Origin of the sequence: Actinoplanes sp. NBC_00393 (genome assembly GCF_036053395.1) — a bacterium.
Taxonomy (GTDB): Bacteria; Actinomycetota; Actinomycetes; order Mycobacteriales; family Micromonosporaceae; genus Actinoplanes.
In genome coordinates this window covers 9,933,022-9,952,253 of record NZ_CP107942.1, presented here as the reverse complement: position 1 = coordinate 9,952,253, position 19,232 = coordinate 9,933,022, and the positions used below count along the sequence as shown (strand labels likewise).

The window sequence follows — 19,232 nt, the reverse complement described above, 5'->3', positions numbered from 1 at the left end:
GTGGGCCTCATTCGGAGGATCGCCCGGGCCCGGCTCGCCGCCCGGGTGATCCGGCGGCTACGCCGGGCGGGTGTCACCGGCGCGCGCTACCACTCCCGGGCGTTCGAGATCCGGTTCACTGCCGCCGGCGACGTCGAGCCGACGATTCTGCAGCTCGAGCCGCTGCTGGTCCGGCGGGCCAAGCGCCGTGAACTGGACGATTTCGTGGGCGGCCTGCTGCGTACCCCCGGCATGCCGGCCGAGTGGCAGGAGGCCGCGCCGCTGCTGCGCCCGGTGCTGCGCGGCGCCGCGCCGGGCGCGCCGCTGCGCCGCCCCACCTTGCCTTTTCTGTCCGAGTTCGTGGTGGTCGATCAGCCGGACACGATGACGTACGTGACTCCGGCCCAATTCCTCGACTGGCACGTCTCCGCCGACCTGATCTTCGCCACCGCCCGCTCGAATCTCTCCGGCGCCGTCCTTCGCGGGGTCGCCTCCGGCCCGACCGTCGTCCGCTTCGTCGACGACGGCGACGCGTACTGGACCTCGCACCTGCTGCTGGCGAACTGGCTGGCCGGCCTCGCCGAGCAGGTCGGCGGCACCCCGGTCGCGTTCGCCCCGGAGCGCGGCACCCTGCTGGTCGCCGCGGACGGCAGCGACCACCTGCCCGGCCTGTTCGCCCAGGCCGAGGAGTTCTACCTGAGTTCGGCGCGCGGCCTGACCCCGATGGCGTACGTCAGCGACGACCAGGGCTGCACAGTCCCCTACTCCGCGCCGCCCGGCCACCCGCTGCACAGCCTGGTCCAGCGGGCCGAACGGGTGCTGGCGATCGGCGAGTACGCCCGTCAGGCCGAGAACTCCACGCTCCCGCTGGCCCCGTTGCGGCTGACCGGCTCGGCGGCGGACGGCTGGCGTACCCGCGCGGTGTGGGCGACCGACGCGCCGGCCCTGCTCCCGGAGGCGGACGAGGTGCAGTTGGGCGATCGGGTGCTGGCCTGGTCGGCCCTGCTGCCGCACCTCAGCGTGGCCGAGGAGCTGTCCCCGGCCCGCTGGCACGGGAAGGGCTGGCCCGAGCGTCCCTAGCGGCGGTGCACCACGACGCCGGCCAGTCCGGGACCGGTGTGGGCGGCCACCACGGCGCCCACCTCGGTCAGGTAGCAGTCCCGCAGCCGGTCGCCGAGCCGCACGCTGATCGCGTCGACCAGCGCCGACGCCCGGTCCGGGGTGCCCAGGTGGTGCACGGCCACGTCCGCCTCGCCGTCGCCGGCCGCCTCGACCGCCAGGTCGACCAGCCGGGTCAGCGCCCGCCCCGCGGTCCGCACCTTGTCGCGGACCACGACCGCGCCGTCCAGCACGTGCAGGATCGGCTTGACCGAGAGGGCGGTGCCGACCAGCGCCGACGCCGCCCCGATCCGGCCGCCGCGGCGCAGGAACTCGAGCGTGTCCACGTAGAAGAAGGTGCTCACTTTTTCGGCGTTCTCGACCGCGGTACGGCGTACCGTCTCCAGGTCTTGACCTTGGGCTGCGGCCGTGGCCGCGGCAAGCGCCGGGAAGCCCAGCCCCATCGCGGCTGTCCCGCTGTCCACCACCCGAACTTGCGGGCCGACCTCGGCGGCGGCCAGCTGGGCCGCCTCGAAGGTGCCGGAGAGCTTGGCGGACAGGTGCACCGAGACCACGCCGTCGGCGCCGTTGTCGAGGAGCCGACGGTACTCCGCGGCGAACTGGGAGGGCGCCGGCCGGGACGTGCTGACGGCGGCACGGCGTGTGCCGAGCGCCCGGGCGACCTCGGCGGGCGAGATCTCCAGGCCCTCCAGCCCGTCCCAGCCGTTGATGACGACGGTGAGCGGCACGATGGTCAGGTCATATGTGCCGCTCAGCTCACCCGGCAGGTACGCGGTGGAGTCGGTCACGACCGCGATGGTCATGCAGGCAAGGTACTTGATGAAGTTGTGCGTCAGCTGGCGGCTACCGAGCTGACCACGAACGGCTCGCCCTGCATGCAGGTGGTCATCATGCCTGCCTCGGGCTTGCCGACCACCGTGATCTCGCTGCCGGCCTTGACGGACGACTTCACCGTCGCGTCCTTGAAGATCAGCAGATGCTCGCCGTCGGTGGTCTTGAGCAGCAGGCAGCCGGGTTCCACACCCTCGGTGACGGTGCCGGTGATCGTGGTGCCGCCACCGGAGGGGACCGGCTCGACGACATTCAGGGAGGGGGATGGGGCCGGCGCGGGGGCGCCGGCGTCGATGGTGTTGTTGTTCGCGCAGCCGGCCGCGAAGGCCAGGATCAGCGCGGCGGGGACAACGCTTCGACGGATCAACATGGTTCTTGGACGCTACCCGATCGGCTGAGGTTCCCTCAGACCGGCGGGGGAACGGGCCGATCGGCGAAGACGCCCACGTTGTACGCCCCCAGCTGCCAGCCCCGCGCGGGGTCGTCGGTCAGCTCGACCCAGTGACAGTTCTGCAGGGCCCGCAGCGTACGCAACTGCTCGCGGGGCCAGCCGAGCAGATGCCCGACGCCCTGCCGTGCCGCCGCGCCGTGGGTCGCCACGACCACCGTGCCGCCGGGTGCCAGCCCGGCCGCGTCCTGGATCGCCTCGGAGACCCGTTTACCCAGGTCGTCGAGGGTCTCCACGTCGCCACCGATGACGTCCTCGCCGGCCGTCCAGCGGGCGTGCTCGTCGGGTCGCTGCTCGGCCACCTCGGCCATGGTGAGGCCCTGCCAGGCGCCGAAGTAGCGCTCCCGCAGCCGGTCGTCGGTGCTGACCGGGAGGCCGGTCAGGCCGGCCAGCGCGGCGGCGGTGTCGGCGGCGCGGCGCAGGTCGCTGGAGACGATCGCGTCCGGGCGCATCCGGATCAGCAGCTCCGCCGCCTCGGCGGCCTGTCGCCGGCCCAGGTCGTTGAGCGGCACGTCGGTCTGGCCCTGAACCCGGCGCCCCGCGTTCCAATCGGTGTTGCCGTGCCGCCAGACGATGAGCCGGGTCACTCTGCGGAGGCCTCGACCATGTCCCGGTCCACGAACGGGATGATCGGGCAGTCCTTCCACAGCTTGTCGAGGGCGTAGAACTCGCGCTCCTCGGTGTGCTGGACGTGCACCACGATGTCGACGTAGTCCAGCAGCACCCACCGGCCCTGCCGCTCACCCTCGCGACGCACCGGCTTCGCCTTCTCCGGCAGGTTGACGAGAGCTTCCTCGATGGCGTCCACGACCGCGACCACCTGACGCTCGTTCGACGCCGAGGCGATGACGAACGCGTCGGTGATGTAGAGCTGGTCGGCGACGTCGATGACGGAGATGTCCTGCGCCTTCTTGTCGGCGGCGGCCTGAGCGGCCGTCAGCGCGAGTTCCAGAGCGCGTTCGGTGACGGGCAAAAGAGTCCCCTCGAGTCGACTATCAGGACTTCAAGCGTCTCACACCGGTGGTGAAATCCCCGAGTCCCGATAGAGGCCCCGCTTGTTGATGTATTGCACGACACCATCCGGCACCAGGTACCAGACCGGGTGGCCGGCAGCCACCCGGTTACGGCAGTCGCTGGACGAGATCGCCATGGCCGGCACCTCGACCAGGGTCACGCTCTCCGGCGGCAGGTGCTCCCCGGAGAGCTCGAAACCCGGCCGGGTGACGCCGATGAAGTGCGCCAGCTCCAGCATGGTGAACGCGTCTTTCCAGGACAGGATCCGAGCCAGCGCGTCGGCGCCGGTGATGAAGTAGAGCTCCGCGGACTGGCCGTAGACGGCTCGCATGTCGCGGAGCGTGTCGACGGTGTAGGTGGGGCCGTCCCGGTCCATGTCGGCGCGGCTCACGTGGAAGCGCGGGTTCGACGCGGTGGCGATCACCGTCATCAGGTAGCGGTCCTCGGCGGGCGAGACCTTGCCCTTCTCGTACGGCTGGCCGGTGGGGACGAACATCACCTCGTCCAGCTCGAAGCGGTCCTGCACCTCGCTCGCGGCGACCAGGTGGCCGTGGTGGATGGGGTCGAAGGTGCCACCCATGATTCCCACTCGGCGTCCGGACATCTCAGAAATATAGATCAACCGTCTAGGCGCTTACGAACTGCGGCGAGCAGGTCGTTCGCGGTGAACGGCTTCTCCAGCAGGGCCACGCCCGGGTCGAGCGTGCCCTGCGAGGCCAGGACCGGCTGGGCGTACCCGGACATGTAGAGCACCCGGGTGCCCGGCCGGGCCACCACCAGCCGCTCGGCCAGCTCCTTGCCCAGCATGCCGGGCATCACCACGTCGCTGACCAGCAGGTCGATCTCCCCGTCGTGCCCGGCGGCCAGCTCCAGCGCCTGGGCCCCGCCCTCGGCCGAGAGCACGCGATAGCCGGCGCCGGTGAGGATCCGGCCGGCCACGTCGCGCAGCGCGTCCTCGTCCTCCACGACGAGCAGCGTCTCGCCGTGGCCGTCGGTGGCGCCCGGCTGCTCGTCCACGTCCGCCGGCGCCGCCGTGGCCCCGGCCGGCAACAGCACGGTGACCGTGGTGCCGAGGCCCACCTCGCTGGTCATGCTCACCTCACCGCCGGCCTGGGTGACGATGCCGTAGACGGTGGCCAGGCCGAGACCGGTCCCCTCGCCGCTGCCCTTCGTGGTGAAGAACGGCTCGAAGGCGCGTTCCAGCACGTCGGGGGCCATGCCGCGGCCGGAGTCGCTGACCCGCAGCCGGACCCGGTCGTCGAGCAGGCCGGTGTCGATCACCAGGTTGCCGCCGGCCGGCATGGCGTCCCGCGCGTTCAGGGCGAGGTTCACCAGTAGCTGCTCGATCTGGCTGGGGTCGCAGGTCACGGTCGGCAGGCCGGGGTCCGGCCGGAAGATCAACGTGATGTGCTCGCCGAGCGTACGCCGCAGCAGTTCCTGAACCTCGACGATGTGCGCGTTGAGGTCCACCGGTTGCGGCCGGACCACTTCCCGCCGGGCGAAAGCGAGCAGCTGGTGGGTGAGATCGGTGCCCCGTTTACCGGCCCGGACCACCTGCTGGGCATCGGCCGCGATCATCGAGACGTCCGGTTCGGCGGACTCCGCCTCCTCGATCACGAAGCTGGCGTAGTTCAGGATCACGCCGAGCATGTTGTTGAAGTCGTGGGCGATCCCACCGGCCAGCTGACCGAGACTCTCCAGCCGCTGGCTGCGGTGCGCCTGGGCCTCGGCGAGCAGCCGCGCCTTCTCCTCCTCGGTGCGCACCCGCTCGGTCACGTCCCGCACCACCGCGACCGCGAGCCGTCCCTGCGGGGTCTCGATGATCGTGGTGGACGACTCGACCGGGAACGAGCTGCCGTCCCGGCGCCGGGCGGTGGTCACGATCGAGCCGATCGAGCCGGGCGGACTCTCGTCGAACAGCCGGCGCCGTTCCGCGCGGAGCACCCGGGCCTCGTCGGTCATCAGCACCTCGACGGACTGGCCGACGAGTTCGGAGCGGGGCCAGCCGTACACCTGCTCGGCACGGTCGTTGGCCAGCACGATCCGCTCGCCGTCGATCACCAGGATCGCGTCCGGCGCGGCCTGCAACAGGCCACCGGCCAACTCCTCGGACCACTCCACGCATCCACCCCCGTAGCCTCAGGCTACGAGGTCACGGGGGCGGAAACGGGCGAATCCCGTCAACCTCGCGCGGTCAGGGCGCGGCGCATGTCGTCGTCGGCGTCCTGCACGACGCGGCGCAGGATCGGGTTGAGGTCGGTGCGGGCCAGCAGCTCGGCGGCGAGTTGCCGGGTGCGTGCGGAGACCACCACGTCGGGGTACGACGCGGTCGCGGTCCGTTCCGCGCTCATCCCGCTGCGGACCCGCATCATCTCCGGCATCTCGGCGAAATAGCGCTCGGCGTACGCCTCCAGCAGTCCCAACTGCTCCGGGTGCCAGAAGCCGGCCGCGGTGAGTTCGGCCAGCCGGTTCGACAGGGACGGGTCGCCGACCACCGCGGACCACGCCGTCTCCTTGGCCGCAGTGTCGGGCAGGGCCGCCCGGCAGCGGGCCGCCCACTGCTCGCCGCTGGCGCTGCGGTCCCGGTCGAGTTCGGCGTCGATGTCGTCGTGGCCGGCCGCGCCGAGCACCGCGAGCCGGTACCGGATCAGCCAGCGCAGGTCGGCGTCGACGGCCAGCCCATGCGGCACGTTCTCGCCGGCCAGCCAGCCGCGCAGCCGGGCCACCTCGGTGGTCGAGCCGATCAGGCCGCGCGCCGCCGCGAGCTGGCGGGAGCCGCCGGCCGGGGACGCGGCGAGCAGCCGGTCGGCGGCCTGCGCGACGAGTTCCAGGGCGGCCGGGCGGGTCTCCGGGGTGGCGTACCGGTCGACCAGACCGCGGGTGGCGCGCAGCACGTCCTCGATGAGCACCACCTCGGTCTCCACCGGCAGCGCGGCGAGGACCAGGGTGACCAGCTCGGCGACCGGGCGCTCGCCGTCGACCACGGCATCCAGGGTGGCGGCCCAGATCACGGCGCGGGCCAGCGAGTCGTCGAGCAGCGGGAGCAGCATCGGCACGGCAGCGGCGGAGTCGTCGTCGAGCCGGATCTTCGCGTACGTCAGGTCGCCGTCGTTGAGCAGCAGCAGGTCGGCGGCGGGTTCCCCGGCGAGCTCGGCGATCACGGTACGCCCGGAAGCGTCCAGTTCGGCCTCCACGTGCCGGCGGCGTACCACCGTCCCGTCCGGCGCCCGGTCGAACAGACCCAGGCCGACCCGGTGCGGGCGCAGCGTCGGGTGCTCCGCCGGCGCGGTCTGCACCACCGCGACCTCGGCGTAGTTCCCGCCGTCCCGGGTGACCTCGGCGCGCAGGGTGTTGACCTGTGCCCGGCGCAGCCACACCTCGGCCCAGCCGGACAGGTCCCGCCCGCTGGCCTCGGAGAGCGCCCTGAGCAGGTCGGCGAGGGTGGCGTTGCCGAACGCGTGCGCCGCGAAGTGGGCGTTCAGCCCGGCCAGGAAGTCCTTGTCACCGAGCCAGGCGACGAGCTGCTTGAGCACGGCCGCGCCCTTGGCGTACGAGATGCCGTCGAAGTTGAGCAGCGCCTCGTCGGTGTCGGACACCTGTGACGGCGCCACCGGGTGGGTGGACGGCCGCTGGTCGGCGCGCAGCCCCCACGCCTTGCGGTGCATCGCGAAGGTGGTCCAGGTGCCGCGGTAGCGGGTGGCCTCGGCGGTGACCCGGGTGCCCAGGTACTCCGCGAACGACTCGTTGAGCCACAGGTCGTCCCACCACTTCATGGTCACCAGGTCGCCGAACCACATGTGCGCCATCTCGTGCGCGATCACGTTGGCCCGGTGCTCCCGCTCGCTGTCGGTCACCGCGGACCGCGGGATCATCTCGTCCCGGAAGACCACCAGCCCGGGGTACTCCATCGCGCCGAAGTTGAACTCGGGCGCGAAGGCCTGCTGGTAGTGCTCGAACGGATACCGGATGTCGAACATCTCGTGGAACCGGTCCAGGCACTGCTTGGTGAGCTCCAGGATCTCCGGCGCCTCGCTGTCCAGGTGCTCGGCGAGCGCGGCGCGGGCGTAGAGCGCCAGCGGGATGCCGTCGTGCTCGTCGGTGACCACGTGGTACGGCCCGGCGACCAGGCTGGCCAGGTACGTGGAGATCCGCTTGGTGGGGGCGAACTCCCAGCGGCCGCCGTTGCGCGACACCAGCGTGCCGTTGGTCGCGACGATCCACTCCGGCGGCGCGGTGACGCTCACCCGGAACGACGCCTTGAGGTCGGGCTGGTCGAAGCTGGGCAGCACCCGCCCGGCGTTGTTGATGAACAGGTGCTGGTAGAGGTAGACGCCGCCGTCGGCCGGGTCCACGTAGCGGTGCAGGCCCTCGCCGTTGTTCGAGTACCGCATCGTCGCGTCCACGACCAGTTCGTTGCGCTCGGCCAGGCCGGTGAGCTCCAGGCGCGTGCCGGTGGACGCGGTGGCCGGGACCGGCTCGCCGTTCAGCGTGATCGACCGCACCTCGGCCGGCTCGAACTCGAGGAACGTGGCGGCGCCGGCCCGGGCCCGGAAGCGGACCACCGTACAGGAGCGGAAGGTGTCGCCGTCCGCGGTGAGGTCCAGGTCGACGTGGTACTCCTCGACGTCGACGACGGACGCGCGCTCCGCGGCCTCGGCACGGGTCAGGGTCGGCATGGTGACAATCATGCCCGGCGGGTCACGTGGCCTGTGCAGGCGCGCCTGACAGACGCGAGAATCGCCACCGATCGCTCACGACCGGGTTTCTGCTAGCCTCGACTCATGCGCGTTCACAACCACAGCTGGTGGCTGCCCTGACGGGGCGGCACACCCACACGCGCGATCACTTCCGCGGCCGCCCGGACTCCGGGCGGCCGCGATGCGTCTCACCGCGATCTCCCGGGCGCCGGCGGTCACCCGTACCCCCGCAAGGAGATCATCATGGCACCCACCCGCCGCCTGACCGGCTTCCAGCCCACCGGCCGGCTCCATCTCGGCAATCTGCTGGGGGCTCTGCGCCCCTTGATCGCGGCGCAGAGCGCCGCTGAGTCCATCGCGCTGATCGCGGATCTGCACGCGATGACGGTGGATCACCACCCCAGCGAGGTACGCGCATCCGCGCTCGAACAAGCGACCCTCCTCCTGGCCGCCGGGGTGGACCCGGCGCGCACCCCGATCGTGCTGCAGTCCCAGGTCCGCGAGCACACCGAGCTGCACTACCTGCTGGAGTGCGTGACCGGCTACGGCGAGGCGGCCCGCATGATCCAGTTCAAGGAGAAGTCCGCGGGCGGCGGCCCGGTCCGGCTCAGCCTGCTGACCTACCCGGTCCTGATGAGCGCCGACATTTTGCTCTACGACGCGAACCAGGTGCCGGTCGGCGACGATCAGAGCCAGCATTTGGAGCTGACCCGCACCCTCGCCACCCGGTTCAACACCCGCTACGGCGCCACGTTCACGGTGCCCGAGGGGATCCGCCCGGACGCTGCCGCCCGGGTCATGGACATGGCCGACCCCACCAGCAAGATGAGCAAGACTAGCGGAACCGGCCGGATCGCCCTGCTCGACCCGCCCGAGGTGGTGCGGCGCACGATCGCCCGCGCGGTCACCGACGAGTTCGCTGTGGTGCGCCGCGATCCCGAGCGGCAGCCGGGCATCACCAACCTGATCGGCATCCTGGCCGCCTGCACCGGGCAGGAGCCGGCCGACCAGAGTTCCTACGGCGCGCTGAAACGCCAGGTCACCGACGCGGTCGAGGCGCTGCTCGCGCCGATCAGGGCGCGGCACGCCGAGCTGGCCGACGATCCGGCGTACGTGCGGAAGGTCCTCGCCGAGAGCGCGGAGCTGGTGCGCCCCACCGCCGCGACGACGGTCGCCAGGGCCCGCCGGGCGATCGGGCTACTGGACTAACGCCGGCAGCCGCTTCTCGAAGGCGTACCGGCCGAGCGCCGGGATCGGCTGGTATCCCGCCGACTGGAAGAGGGCGATCGCCGCGGGCAGACACCCGGTGTCCAACCGGATCACCGGGAAGCCCGCGGCGAGCGCCTCCTCCTCGATCGCCACGATCATCTGCCGGGCCAGGCCGCGGCCACGAAACGCCGGGCGCACGTACATCCGCTTCAGCTCGGCCGCGCCCGGCTCCAGCGGCTGCCAGGCGCCGCAGGCCACGGCCCGGCTGTTCACCGCCCCGACCAGATACGCCGCGTCATCGCTCGGCTGGAATATCCGGTCTCCCGCCCCGGTGCCGGCTTCCGCCAGTTCGCGCTGCTGAGCAGTGACGAGGGCGGCCAGCTCGGGGTCCAGGGCGGGACGGCATTCGATCAGCACCCAGGTGACTCTAGGTGACGAGCATGGCCAGCGGGTTGCGCCGACCTGGACGGTGCCCTATTCGTCGGTGTCCTCGTCGTCCTCGACCAGCACCGGCATGTGCGAGTTCGCCACGCTGGACACCGTGCCGTCGGCCGCCATGTGCAGAACCTCGTCCTCGTTGCGGACCCGGCGGGCCTTGCGGGCAGCGAGCCGCTGCGCCGCGGAGGGCCGGGTGTCCAGCTCCTCCAGGCGGGAGTCGGTGCCGCGCGGACCAGAGACGTACTCCCCCGCGTTCGGCTGCCAGTCGAACTCCCGCTGACCGATCCGCACCGGGGAGCCGGCCTGGGCGCCCTTCTTGGCGAGCGCCGCCTCGACGCCGAGCCGGTCCAGCCGGTCGGCCAGATAGCCGATCGCCTCGTCGTTGTCGAAGTTGGTCTGCCGGACCCAGCGCTCCACCTGGGTGCCGCGGATCACGAACACGCCGTCCTCGTCCAGCTCGATGGTGAAGCCCGCGTCGTCAACCGCCCTCGGCCGGATCACGATCCGGGTCGCCTCCTCGACCGGCTTGGCCGCACGGTTCTCAGCGACCAGCTTGGCCAGCGCGAAGCCGAACTCCCGGAGACCCTCCCGGGTCACCGCGCTCAGCTCGAAGACCTGGTATCCGCGGGCCTCCAGGTCGGGCCGGACCATCTCGGCCAGGTCCCGGCCGTCCGGAATGTCGATCTTGTTGAGCACCACCATCCGGGGCCGGTCCTCCAGCCCGCCGTACGCCGCCAGCTCCGCCTCGATCGCGTCCAGGTCGGCGAGCGGATCCCGCTCGATCTCCGGCGCCGCCGCGTCCAGCACGTGCACCAGCACCGAGGTGCGCTCGATGTGCCGCAGGAACTGCATGCCCAGGCCTTTGCCGGTGGCCGCGCCCGGGATCAGGCCGGGCACGTCGGCGATGGTGAAGGTGTCGTCGCCGGCCTGCACCACGCCCAGGTTCGGCACCAGGGTGGTGAACGGGTAGTCGGCGATCTTCGGCTTGGCCGCGGACATCACCGCGATCAGCGACGACTTGCCGGCCGACGGGAAGCCCACCAGGCCGACGTCAGCGACGCTCTTCAGCTCCAGCACGACGTCCAGCTGGTCGCCCGGCTCGCCCAGCTCGGCGAAGCCCGGAACCTTGCGGCGGGTGTTCGCCAGCGACCGGTTGCCCCGGCCACCGCGACCGCCCCGGGCCACCTCGAACTCCGTGCCGGCCCCGATCAGGTCGGCCAGCACCTCGCCGTCGGCGGTCTGCACCACCGTTCCGTCCGGCACCTTGAGCACGAGGTTCTTACCGTTCGCCCCGTCCCGGTTCGCACCGGCGCCACCGCCGCCGTTGGTCGCCTTGACGTGCGGGTGGAAGTGGAAGTCCAGCAGGGTGTGCTGCTGCGGGTCCACGACCAGGGTGATGCTGCCGCCGTGGCCGCCGTCACCGCCGTCGGGGCCGCCGAGCGGCTTGAACTTCTCCCGGTGCACGGAGACACAGCCGTGCCCGCCGTCACCCGCCTGCAGGTGCAGCACTACCCGGTCGACGAACGTGGTCACTTCAGCACTCCCTAGCCGAGAAAAAACAACAGCGGGCCGCGGACCCGAGGGTCCACGGCCCGCTGTAGAGAAAAACTACTCCGCGACCGGCACGATGCTGACGGTCTTGCGGCCGCGCGAGGTGCCGAACAGGACGTTGCCCGTGGCAAGCGCGAAGAGCGTGTCGTCGCCACCACGGCCGACCAGGTCGCCCGGGTGGAACTTCGTGCCCCGCTGACGGATCAGGATCTCGCCGGCGCTGACCAGCTGGCCGCCGAACCGCTTCACACCGAGTCGCTGGGCGGCGGACTCACGGCCGTTACGCGAGCTAGATGCACCCTTTTTGTGAGCCATGCCTGCGCCTACTTCCCGCTCTTGATGCCGGTCACCTTGACGCGGGTCAGCGGCTGACGGTGCCCCTGGCGCTTGTGGTATCCGGTCTTGTTCTTGAACTTGTGGATCCGGATCTTCGGACCCTTGGTGTGCTCGGCAATCTCGCCGGACACCGTAACGTTGGCAAGCTTGGCCGCGTCGGTCACCAGGTTGTCACCGTCGACGAGGAGGACTGCGGCGAGGGTCAGCGCATCGCCGGGCGCACCCGCGAGCTTCTCGACCTCGATCACGTCGCCCTCGGCAACCTTGTACTGCTTGCCGCCGGTCTTGACGATCGCGTACATCGACGCGGACTCCCTGAGACTTACGCAGCCGGAAGACTGCTGGCGGATACTGCTGGGGATCCCGGCTGGCGCCGCGAGGCGCGCACGGAACAGGCGCCGAAAAAGCGCCGTCGGCAAGCCTACTTCATCGCAGGCCTGAGACCCAAACCGGGCCTAGCTTCGACCGCACGCCTTGTCCAGCGTGGCATGCAGGCCGGCGAGTTTCTTGTCATCGATCTTGTCGAGATCGCCCTTCAGCGCCTTGACCTCCGCACCCATCGCGGCCAGCGCCTTCTTCAGTTTCGGCTCGGCGGCGAGCTTGGACATGTCGAGCAGAGCGAACGAGAAGTTGTCCACGTTCCGGGTCACCTTCTGCTTCGCCTGCTGCTTGGCCTGGGCGTTCTCGCCGGAGGCCTCGATCAGCAGCTGGTAGTCCTGGGCGAAGGTCTTGCCGAAGCTGGTGCTGGTCCGCGAGGCCTGCTCACAGATGGCCTCGCTGTCCGCGCTCAGGGCGGCATCGCCGGCCGCAGCGTCCGGTCCCGCCGGCGCCTCGGCACCGGCGGACGCCGCGGGAGCAGCGCCCTCGGGTGCGGCCGCGCCGGCCACCGACGAGGCCGGCGCCGGAGCGGACGCTTCCGGCTGGTCGGCGGAGCAACCGGTCAGGAGCAGAGCGGAAAGGCCGGCCGCGGCCAGCAGAACGGTACGCATGGGGATGGGTCTCCTCCGGGGGACAGGATCGACCCGCCGAGGGTAACGGATGACACAGCCCGGTAGTTAACTTTCTTTACAGCTAACTACCGGGCCACAAGATCAGGGCCGCGTACGCCTACGCGCGCCACCCCGCCGAGACCTGCGACGCGCGCCCGTGCCCGCGCCGACCGGCTCGTCGTCGTCCTCGTCCTCCTCGGCCGCGTCCGGGTCATCAGCGCCGACCAGCCGCATCGGCTCCGCCGCCTCGTACTCCGCGCCGTTCGCGTCGGCCGACTCGTAACGGGACAGGTCGTACCCGCTCATGTCGTAGTCGTCGTCACTGCCCGTGGTGGTCAGCGCCGGCTTGGCGGCCGGGCGCACGATGCCCGAACCCACGACCGGCGTCTCCACCGGCGCCGGGGCCTGTTCCTGCGCCGCTGCCTGCTCCGGCGCCGGCGTCTCCTCGACCGGCGGCGCCTCGGCGACCTCGGCCACCGGGCCGGTCTCCTCGACCGCCGGAGTCTCCTCCACCACAGCCGGGGCCGCGTTCTCGCCACCACCGCGACGACGGCGCTGCTTGCCGCCCGACTGCTGCGGCGGCTGCTGCTGTGCCGGCGCCTCGGTACGCGCCGCCGCCGCCACCGCCTTCACCTGGGTGGCAGCGCCGTTCCCGCCGCCACCACGCTTCTCCGGAACCGGCTCCTGGTGAATGATCAGCCCGCGGCCCTTGCAGTGGTCACAGGTCTCGCTGAACGCCTCCAGCAGGCCCGCGCCGATCCGCTTACGGGTCATCTGCACCAGGCCCAGCGAGGTGATCTCGGTGACCTGGTGCTTGGTCCGGTCCCGGCCCAGGCACTCGGTCAGCCGGCGCAGCACCAGATCGCGGTTGCTCTCCAGCACCATGTCGATGAAGTCGATCACCACGATGCCGCCGAGGTCGCGCAGCCGCAGCTGGCGCACGATCTCCTCGGCCGCCTCCAGGTTGTTCCGGGTGACCGTCTCCTCCAGGTTGCCGCCCGCGCCGGTGTACTTACCGGTGTTGACGTCGACCACGGTCATCGCCTCGGTCCGGTCGATCACCAGGTGACCGCCGGACGGGAGGAAGACCTTGCGGTCCAGGCCCTTGAGGATCTGCTCGTCGATCCGGTGCTCGGCGAAGACGTCGCTGGCGCCGGTGTGCCGGTGCAACCGCTCGACCAGGTCCGGGGAGACCGACTCGAGGTAGTTCTGCACCTCGGCGTACGCCTGCTCGCCCTGCACGATCAGGTCCCGGAAGTCCTCGTTGAAGAGGTCCCGGACCACTCGGATGACCAGGTCCGGCTCCTCGGACAGCGCCCGCGGGGCGTTGCCGTCGGCGGCCTTGGCCTGGATGTCCTCCCACTGCGCCTGCAGCCGCTTGACGTCGCGGGCCAGCTCGTCCTCGCTGGCGCCCTCGGCCGCAGTCCGGACGATCACGCCGGCGCCGTCCGGCACCAGCTTCTTCAGGATGTCCCGGAGCCGCTTGCGCTCGTTGTCCGGCAGCTTGCGGCTGATCCCGGAGGCGTTGCCGTTGGGCACATAGACCAGGTGCCGGCCGGAGAGCGCGATGTGGCTGGTCAGCCGGGCGCCCTTGTGACCGATCGGGTCCTTGGTGACCTGCACCAGCACGGAGTCGCCGGAACGCAGCGCCTGCTCGATCGAGCGGGCCCGGCCCTCCAGGCCGGTGGCGTCCCAGTTGACCTCACCGGCGTAGAGCACGGCGTTGCGGCCGCGACCCACATCGACGAAGGCGGCCTCCATGCTCGGCAGCACGTTCTGCACCTTGCCGAGGTAGACGTTGCCGACCATGGTGCCGGAGGTGGCCCGGGCGACGTAGTGCTCGACCAGGATGCCGTCCTCGAGGACCGCGATCTGGGTCCGGTCCTGCTTCTGCCGGACCACCATCACCCGGTCGACCGCCTCACGGCGAGCCAGGAACTCCGACTCGCTCAGGATCGGCGGGCGGGTCCGGCGCTGCTCACGGCCGTCCCGGCGGCGCTGGCGCTTGGCCTCCAGCCGGGTCGAACCGGAGACCCCCTGGACCTCATCGGTACGCCGGGGCTCGCGCACCCGGACCACGGTGTGCACACCGTCCTCGATGCCGCCGGCCTCGCCGTCACCGGTCGAGCCCTTGCGACGCCGTCGACGCCGGCGGCGGGTGACACCGTCGCCCTCGCCCTCGTCGGACTCCTCGTCCTCCTCTTCGGCGTCGGCGGAAGCCTCCGCACCCTCCTCGGAGTCGGTGTCGCCCTCGTCGGCCTCGTCCGACGGGCCCTTCCCGCGGCCCCGGCCACGGCGGCCCCGGCGGCGACGGCGGCGGCCGCCACCGTCCTCGTCGTCATCGGAGTCGTCGTCCACGCCGTCCTCGACGTCGTCGGCGCTCTCGTCGACGTCGTCGACCACGGCCTGCTCGGTCTCGACGGCCTCGACCTCGGCGGGCTCCTCGGCCGCGCCCCGGCGACGGCGGCGGCTGCGGCGGGTGCCCTCGGCCTCCTCGGCAACCGGCTGCTCGGTCTCGGTGACCTCGGCCACGGCTTCAGCGGGCGCTTCGGCGGCGGGTGCAGCCGAAGCGGCAGACGCGGGCTGGCGGCGACGCCGGCCGGACGGCGGCGCGACCTCGGCCTCCACCTCGGCGGCCGGCTCCGCGGCACGACGGCGGCGGCTGACCGGCGCCGGCTCGGCCTCGGCGGGGTCGGGGGGCATGAAGAGCACGGCGGGCGGCAGCGCGGCACGGCGGGCCCGGGTGGGCCGGGCCGGCTGCTCCTCCACGAAGTCATCGTCGAGCGGCAGGATGCCGACGACCGGGACCCCGGCGGCGCGGGCCGCCGCGGCAGCCTCCACGGCGGCGTCCTCGATGAGCGCGGCCTCGTCCTCGTCGATCTCGTCCTCCGCGGTCACCGCGGGGTCGACCGGCGGCGCAGCGGCAGCGCTCGGCGAAGCCGAAGTCTGAGCGGCAGGAACAGCACCGGCCTGGCCGGCAACAGGGGCCTGGCCGGCAGAAGCAGCAGGGGCCTGGCCGGCAACGGGGGCCTGGCCGGCAGAAGCGGCAGGGGCCTGGCCGGCAGAAGCGGCAGGGGCGTCCACCGCAGCGGCCACCGTCGTGGGCGCTTCAACGGCCGGCTCCGCGGCGGAGGCGGCCGGCGCCGCGACGGAAGCAGCGGGGGCAGCAGCCTTGCGGCGGCTCCGGGTGGCTTTCTTCACCGGCGCAACCGGCGCCTCGGCAACCTCGGCCGCGGGACCAGCGGCGGTCTCAGCAGAAGAACCAGCGGCAGACCCGGCCGCAGAACCAGCAGCCGTCTCAGCCGGGGAACCAGCGGCGGGCTCAGCCGGCGGCGCAGCGGCCTTCCGCCGGCTCCGGGTGGCTTTCTTCACCGGCGCGACCGGGGCCTCAGCCTCCGGCGCGCCCGAGGTCTCGGCAGACCGGGCGGCGTCCACCGCGCCGGCCGCCTCGATGGCGGCTCCCGGCTCAGCTCCGCCGGTCACGGCATCGGCCTCCGGCGGGGGCGCTGCCGCTTTGCGACGCGGAGCCCGCGTCCGGCGTGCCGGGGTGGTGCTTGCGGCGGCTTCTGCGGGCGGCGTGACTGCTCCGTCCCGTTCACCGCCCTGATCTCCCAGGTTGACTGGGGGCTCGTTATCGAGCATGGGGCGCTCTCCAGTTCTCGCGACCCCGGGCGCGTTTGAGCGCTGCCACGCAGGGTCGCTGCAAGTGTTCCGCGCCCGGCCATTACAGCCGGGCTGCCGAAGTCTGCCAAATGAACTTTTCTCAACCTGGCATCGAGCCGAAGGCGACCGGGCCGGTTGGCCGGCGCCGGGTCGTGCAGCCCTCGCCACGCTGAAAACAGTTCAACGAACGCCGACCGCTTTCCGGCTAGCGTCCTCCGATGCCGACGTCCCCGCGATCCGCGTCCAACGGATCGACGATCTCCCCCTGCGCGGTGAGTGTGCCCTGGGCCAGCCGGGTCACCCTGGGGGGCACCGGCGGCTCCAGGCCGGCCACCACGCGCAGGCCGGAAAGGACGTCATCGGGCCGCACGGCGGGCGTAACCTGCCGTACGACAAGGTCGATTATCGCACACGGTACGCCAATGGCCCCGGAAGGTAGGTCTGCCTCCCCGCTGACCGTGCAGCTGTTCACCGCCGCGCGGGCGTCGAAAGTCCGCCGGCCCTGCTTGGTCATGCGCTCCACCAGCACTTCCGGAGCGTCGAGGAAGCTGGTGACGGCTTCTTTCGCAGTGACCGGTTCCACACCGGGCAGCTCGATCTGCCAGCGGGAGGCGTCGATCCGGTCGGCCAGGCTGCCGCCACCCTCGGGGGCGATCACCGCTTCCAGGATGTCCAGGCCGGGTGAGAGCGCGGCGTCCAGCGCGACCCGCAGCTGCTCCGGGTCGACCGGGGCCTGCAGGCCGATCTCCAGGTATTCGGCCTCGCTGCCGACGCCGGTGGGCGCTGCGCTGGCGTACGAAATCTTGGGGTGTGGGGTGAAGCCCTGGGAATAGGCGATCGGCACCGCCGCGCGCCGCAGTGCCCGCTCGAAGGCGCGGGCGAAGTCGCGGTGCGAGGTGAAGCGCAGCGGACCGCGTTTCGCGTAGCGAAGACGGAGCCGCTGCACGACCGGGGCCTGACCGCCAACAGGTTGGTTCTTCGGGGGAATCGTCGGTCTCCTAAGCAGGGACCCGCAGGTTGTTCACGGGTGTCAGGGGAAGCAGCTTCTTGCCGGTCGGGCCGATCTGGATCTCGGTGTCCATGGCCGGGCAGACGCCGCAGTCGAAGCACGGGGTCCAGCGGCAGTCGTCCTGCTCGTACTCGCTGAGCGAGTCCTGCCAGTCCTGCCAGAGCCAGTCCTTGTCGAGGCCGGAGTCCAGGTGGTCCCAGGGCAGGACCTCGAGCTCCTCGCGCTCACGGGTGGTGAACCAGTCCAGGTCGACACCGAAGTCCGGGAGCACCTCGGCGCAGGCCTCGACCCAGCGCGAGTACGAGAAGTGCTCGCTCCAGCCGTCGAACCGGCCGCCCTTCTCCCAGACCCGGCGGATGACCTGGCCGACCCGGCGGTCGCCGCGGGACAGCAGTCCCTCGATCAGCGACGGCTCGCCGTCGTGGTAGCGGAAACCGATCGCCCGGCCCAGCGACCGATCGCTGTTGATCTCCTGCTTGAGCAGCTTGAGGCGGGCGTCGATGACCTCGGGGCGCTCCATCGAGGCCCACTGGAACGGGGTGTGCGGCTTCGGCACGAACCCGCCGATCGACACCGTGCAGCGGATGTCCTTGGTGCCGGCGGCCTCGCGGCCGGCCCGGATCACCTCGTGCGCCATGTGCGCGATCTCCAGGACGTCCTCGTCGGTCTCGGTGGGCAGGCCGCACATGAAGTACAGCTTCACCTGGCGCCAGCCGTTGGAGTACGCCGTCACGACCGTACGGATCAGGTCTTCCTTGGTCACCATCTTGTTAATGACCTTGCGGATCCGCTCCGAGCCCCCCTCGGGGGCGAAGGTGAGGCCGGTGCGCCGGCCGTTGCGGGAGAGTTCCTGGGCCAGGTCGATGTTGAAGGCGTCGACCCGGGTGGAGGGCAGGGACAGCGAGACGTTGGTGTCCGCGTACTGCTCGGCGAGGCCGGAGCACATGTCACCGATCTCGGAGTGGTCGGCGCTGGAGAGCGAGAGCAGGCCGACCTCGTTGAAGCCGGAGAACTCCAGGCCCTCCTTCACCATCTGGCCGACCGTGGTGATCGACCGCTCCCGGACCGGGCGGGTGATCATGCCGGCCTGGCAGAACCGGCAACCCCGGGTGCAGCCGCGGAAGATCTCCACGGCGTAGCGCTCGTGCACTGTCTCGGCGAGCGGGACCAGGGGCTTCTTCGGGTACGGCCAGGCGTCCAGATCCATCGTGGTCCGCTTGGCGACCCGGAAGGGCACGTCCGGCCGGTTCGGCACGACGCGCTGGATCCGGCCGTCCGGCAGGTAGTCCACGTCGTAGAAGCGCGGCACATAGATGCTCTCGGTCCGCGCGAGACGCAGCAGCAGCTCGTCCCGGCCGCCCGGGCAGCCCTCGGCCTTCCACTCCCGGATGATCCCGGTGATCTCCAGGACCGCTTCCTCGCCGTCACCGAGCACGGCGGCGTCGATGAAGTCGGCGATCGGCTCCGGGTTGAAGCTCGCGTGCCCACCGGCCAGGACGATCGGGTGGCTCTCGTCGCGGTCGGCGCTGTCCAGCGGGATGCCGGCGAGGTCGAGCGCAGAGAGCATGTTGGTGTAGCCGAGCTCGGTGGCGAACGACAGGCCGAGCACGTCGAACGCCTTGACCGGCCGGTGCGCGTCGACGGTGAACGCCGGGACGCCGTTCTCCTTCATCAGCGCCTCGAGGTCCGGCCAGACCGCGTAGGTCCGCTCGGCGAGCACGTCCTCCTGCTCGTTGAGCACCTCGTAGAGGATCTGCACGCCCTGGTTGGGCAGGCCGACCTCGTACGCGTCCGGGTACATCAGCGCCCACCGGACGGTGGTGGCGTCCCAGTCCTTGACGACGGCGCCGAGCTCGCCGCCCACGTACTGGATCGGTTTGCTGACCCGGGGCAGCAACTGCTCGAGCTGCGGGAAGACGGAACTCACGCTCATGGGTGTCCAGGGTACG

17 protein-coding genes are annotated in these 19,232 nt (G+C 71.4%); 2 read left to right on the top strand and 15 right to left on the bottom strand.

The window, feature by feature from the left end; genetic code table 11:
• On the top strand, window positions 1-1,059 hold the full coding sequence (locus tag OHA21_RS46175; protein WP_328466406.1) for a hypothetical protein: 1,059 nt from the start codon (window positions 1-3) through the stop codon (window positions 1,057-1,059).
• On the opposite strand, the gene OHA21_RS46170 is transcribed toward OHA21_RS46175, so the two are convergent.
• Genes OHA21_RS46170 through pepN form a run of 7 tightly spaced genes read right to left on the bottom strand, consistent with a single transcriptional unit; the run spans window position 1,056 to window position 8,067 of the window.
• Complete coding sequence (locus OHA21_RS46170) at window positions 1,056-1,901, bottom strand: DegV family protein (RefSeq protein WP_328466404.1); 846 nt, start codon at window positions 1,899-1,901, stop codon at window positions 1,056-1,058. The genes OHA21_RS46175 and OHA21_RS46170 overlap by 4 nt on opposite strands.
• A 29-nt stretch (window positions 1,902-1,930) precedes the next feature.
• Entirely contained in the window at window positions 1,931-2,299 is a 369-nt protein-coding gene (locus OHA21_RS46165) for a hypothetical protein (RefSeq protein WP_328466402.1), read from the bottom strand.
• A 35-nt stretch (window positions 2,300-2,334) separates the two neighbouring features.
• Window positions 2,335-2,964, bottom strand: a complete 630-nt coding sequence (locus tag OHA21_RS46160; protein WP_328466400.1) for a histidine phosphatase family protein — start codon at window positions 2,962-2,964, stop codon at window positions 2,335-2,337.
• Window positions 2,961-3,350, bottom strand: coding sequence for a ribosome silencing factor (gene rsfS, locus OHA21_RS46155; protein WP_328466398.1), 390 nt, complete (start codon window positions 3,348-3,350; stop codon window positions 2,961-2,963). The genes OHA21_RS46160 and rsfS overlap by 4 nt, the downstream gene beginning before the upstream one ends.
• 39 nt (window positions 3,351-3,389) lie before the next feature.
• The gene (nadD, locus tag OHA21_RS46150) at window positions 3,390-3,995 is read right to left on the bottom strand and encodes a nicotinate-nucleotide adenylyltransferase (RefSeq protein WP_328466396.1); all 606 of its coding nucleotides are present in this window, start codon (window positions 3,993-3,995) and stop codon (window positions 3,390-3,392) included.
• Between the two features lie 14 nt (window positions 3,996-4,009).
• A complete protein-coding gene (locus OHA21_RS46145; RefSeq protein ID WP_328466394.1) occupies window positions 4,010-5,512 on the bottom strand; it encodes an ATP-binding protein in 1,503 nt (500 codons plus the stop codon).
• A 59-nt stretch (window positions 5,513-5,571) separates the two neighbouring features.
• Entirely contained in the window at window positions 5,572-8,067 is a 2,496-nt protein-coding gene (gene pepN / locus OHA21_RS46140; RefSeq protein ID WP_328466392.1) for an aminopeptidase N, read from the bottom strand.
• Between the two features lie 264 nt (window positions 8,068-8,331).
• On the opposite strand from pepN, the gene trpS reads away from it, so the two are divergent.
• Entirely contained in the window at window positions 8,332-9,297 is a 966-nt protein-coding gene (gene trpS, locus OHA21_RS46135) for a tryptophan--tRNA ligase (protein WP_328466390.1), read from the top strand.
• On the opposite strand, the gene OHA21_RS46130 is transcribed toward trpS, so the two are convergent.
• From OHA21_RS46130 to OHA21_RS46095, 8 genes are all read right to left on the bottom strand, one after another.
• Window positions 9,286-9,714, bottom strand: a complete 429-nt coding sequence (locus tag OHA21_RS46130) for a GNAT family N-acetyltransferase (RefSeq protein ID WP_328466388.1) — start codon at window positions 9,712-9,714, stop codon at window positions 9,286-9,288. The two genes, trpS and OHA21_RS46130, sit on opposite strands and share 12 nt — an antisense overlap.
• Window positions 9,715-9,771: 57 nt before the next feature.
• Window positions 9,772-11,268, bottom strand: coding sequence for a GTPase ObgE (gene obgE / locus OHA21_RS46125; RefSeq protein WP_328466386.1), 1,497 nt, complete (start codon window positions 11,266-11,268; stop codon window positions 9,772-9,774).
• A gap of 75 nt (window positions 11,269-11,343) precedes the next feature.
• Entirely contained in the window at window positions 11,344-11,601 is a 258-nt protein-coding gene (rpmA, locus tag OHA21_RS46120) for a 50S ribosomal protein L27 (RefSeq protein ID WP_328466384.1), read from the bottom strand.
• Window positions 11,602-11,609: 8 nt separating this feature from the next.
• Window positions 11,610-11,924, bottom strand: coding sequence for a 50S ribosomal protein L21 (gene rplU, locus OHA21_RS46115; protein ID WP_328466382.1), 315 nt, complete (start codon window positions 11,922-11,924; stop codon window positions 11,610-11,612).
• Window positions 11,925-12,077: 153 nt separating this feature from the next.
• Window positions 12,078-12,611 carry a hypothetical protein gene (locus OHA21_RS46110; protein ID WP_328466380.1) on the bottom strand — a complete coding sequence of 178 codons (534 nt, stop codon included), beginning with the start codon at window positions 12,609-12,611 and terminating at the stop codon, window positions 12,078-12,080.
• Window positions 12,612-12,713: 102 nt separating this feature from the next.
• On the bottom strand, window positions 12,714-16,253 hold the full coding sequence (locus tag OHA21_RS46105; RefSeq protein WP_328466378.1) for an Rne/Rng family ribonuclease: 3,540 nt from the start codon (window positions 16,251-16,253) through the stop codon (window positions 12,714-12,716).
• Window positions 16,254-16,479: 226 nt separating this feature from the next.
• Window positions 16,480-17,220, bottom strand: a complete 741-nt coding sequence (locus OHA21_RS46100; protein WP_328466376.1) for a TIGR03936 family radical SAM-associated protein — start codon at window positions 17,218-17,220, stop codon at window positions 16,480-16,482.
• Window positions 17,221-17,272: 52 nt separating this feature from the next.
• Window positions 17,273-19,216, bottom strand: a complete 1,944-nt coding sequence (locus OHA21_RS46095; protein WP_328466374.1) for a TIGR03960 family B12-binding radical SAM protein — start codon at window positions 19,214-19,216, stop codon at window positions 17,273-17,275.
• Window positions 19,217-19,232: the final 16 nt, after the last annotated feature.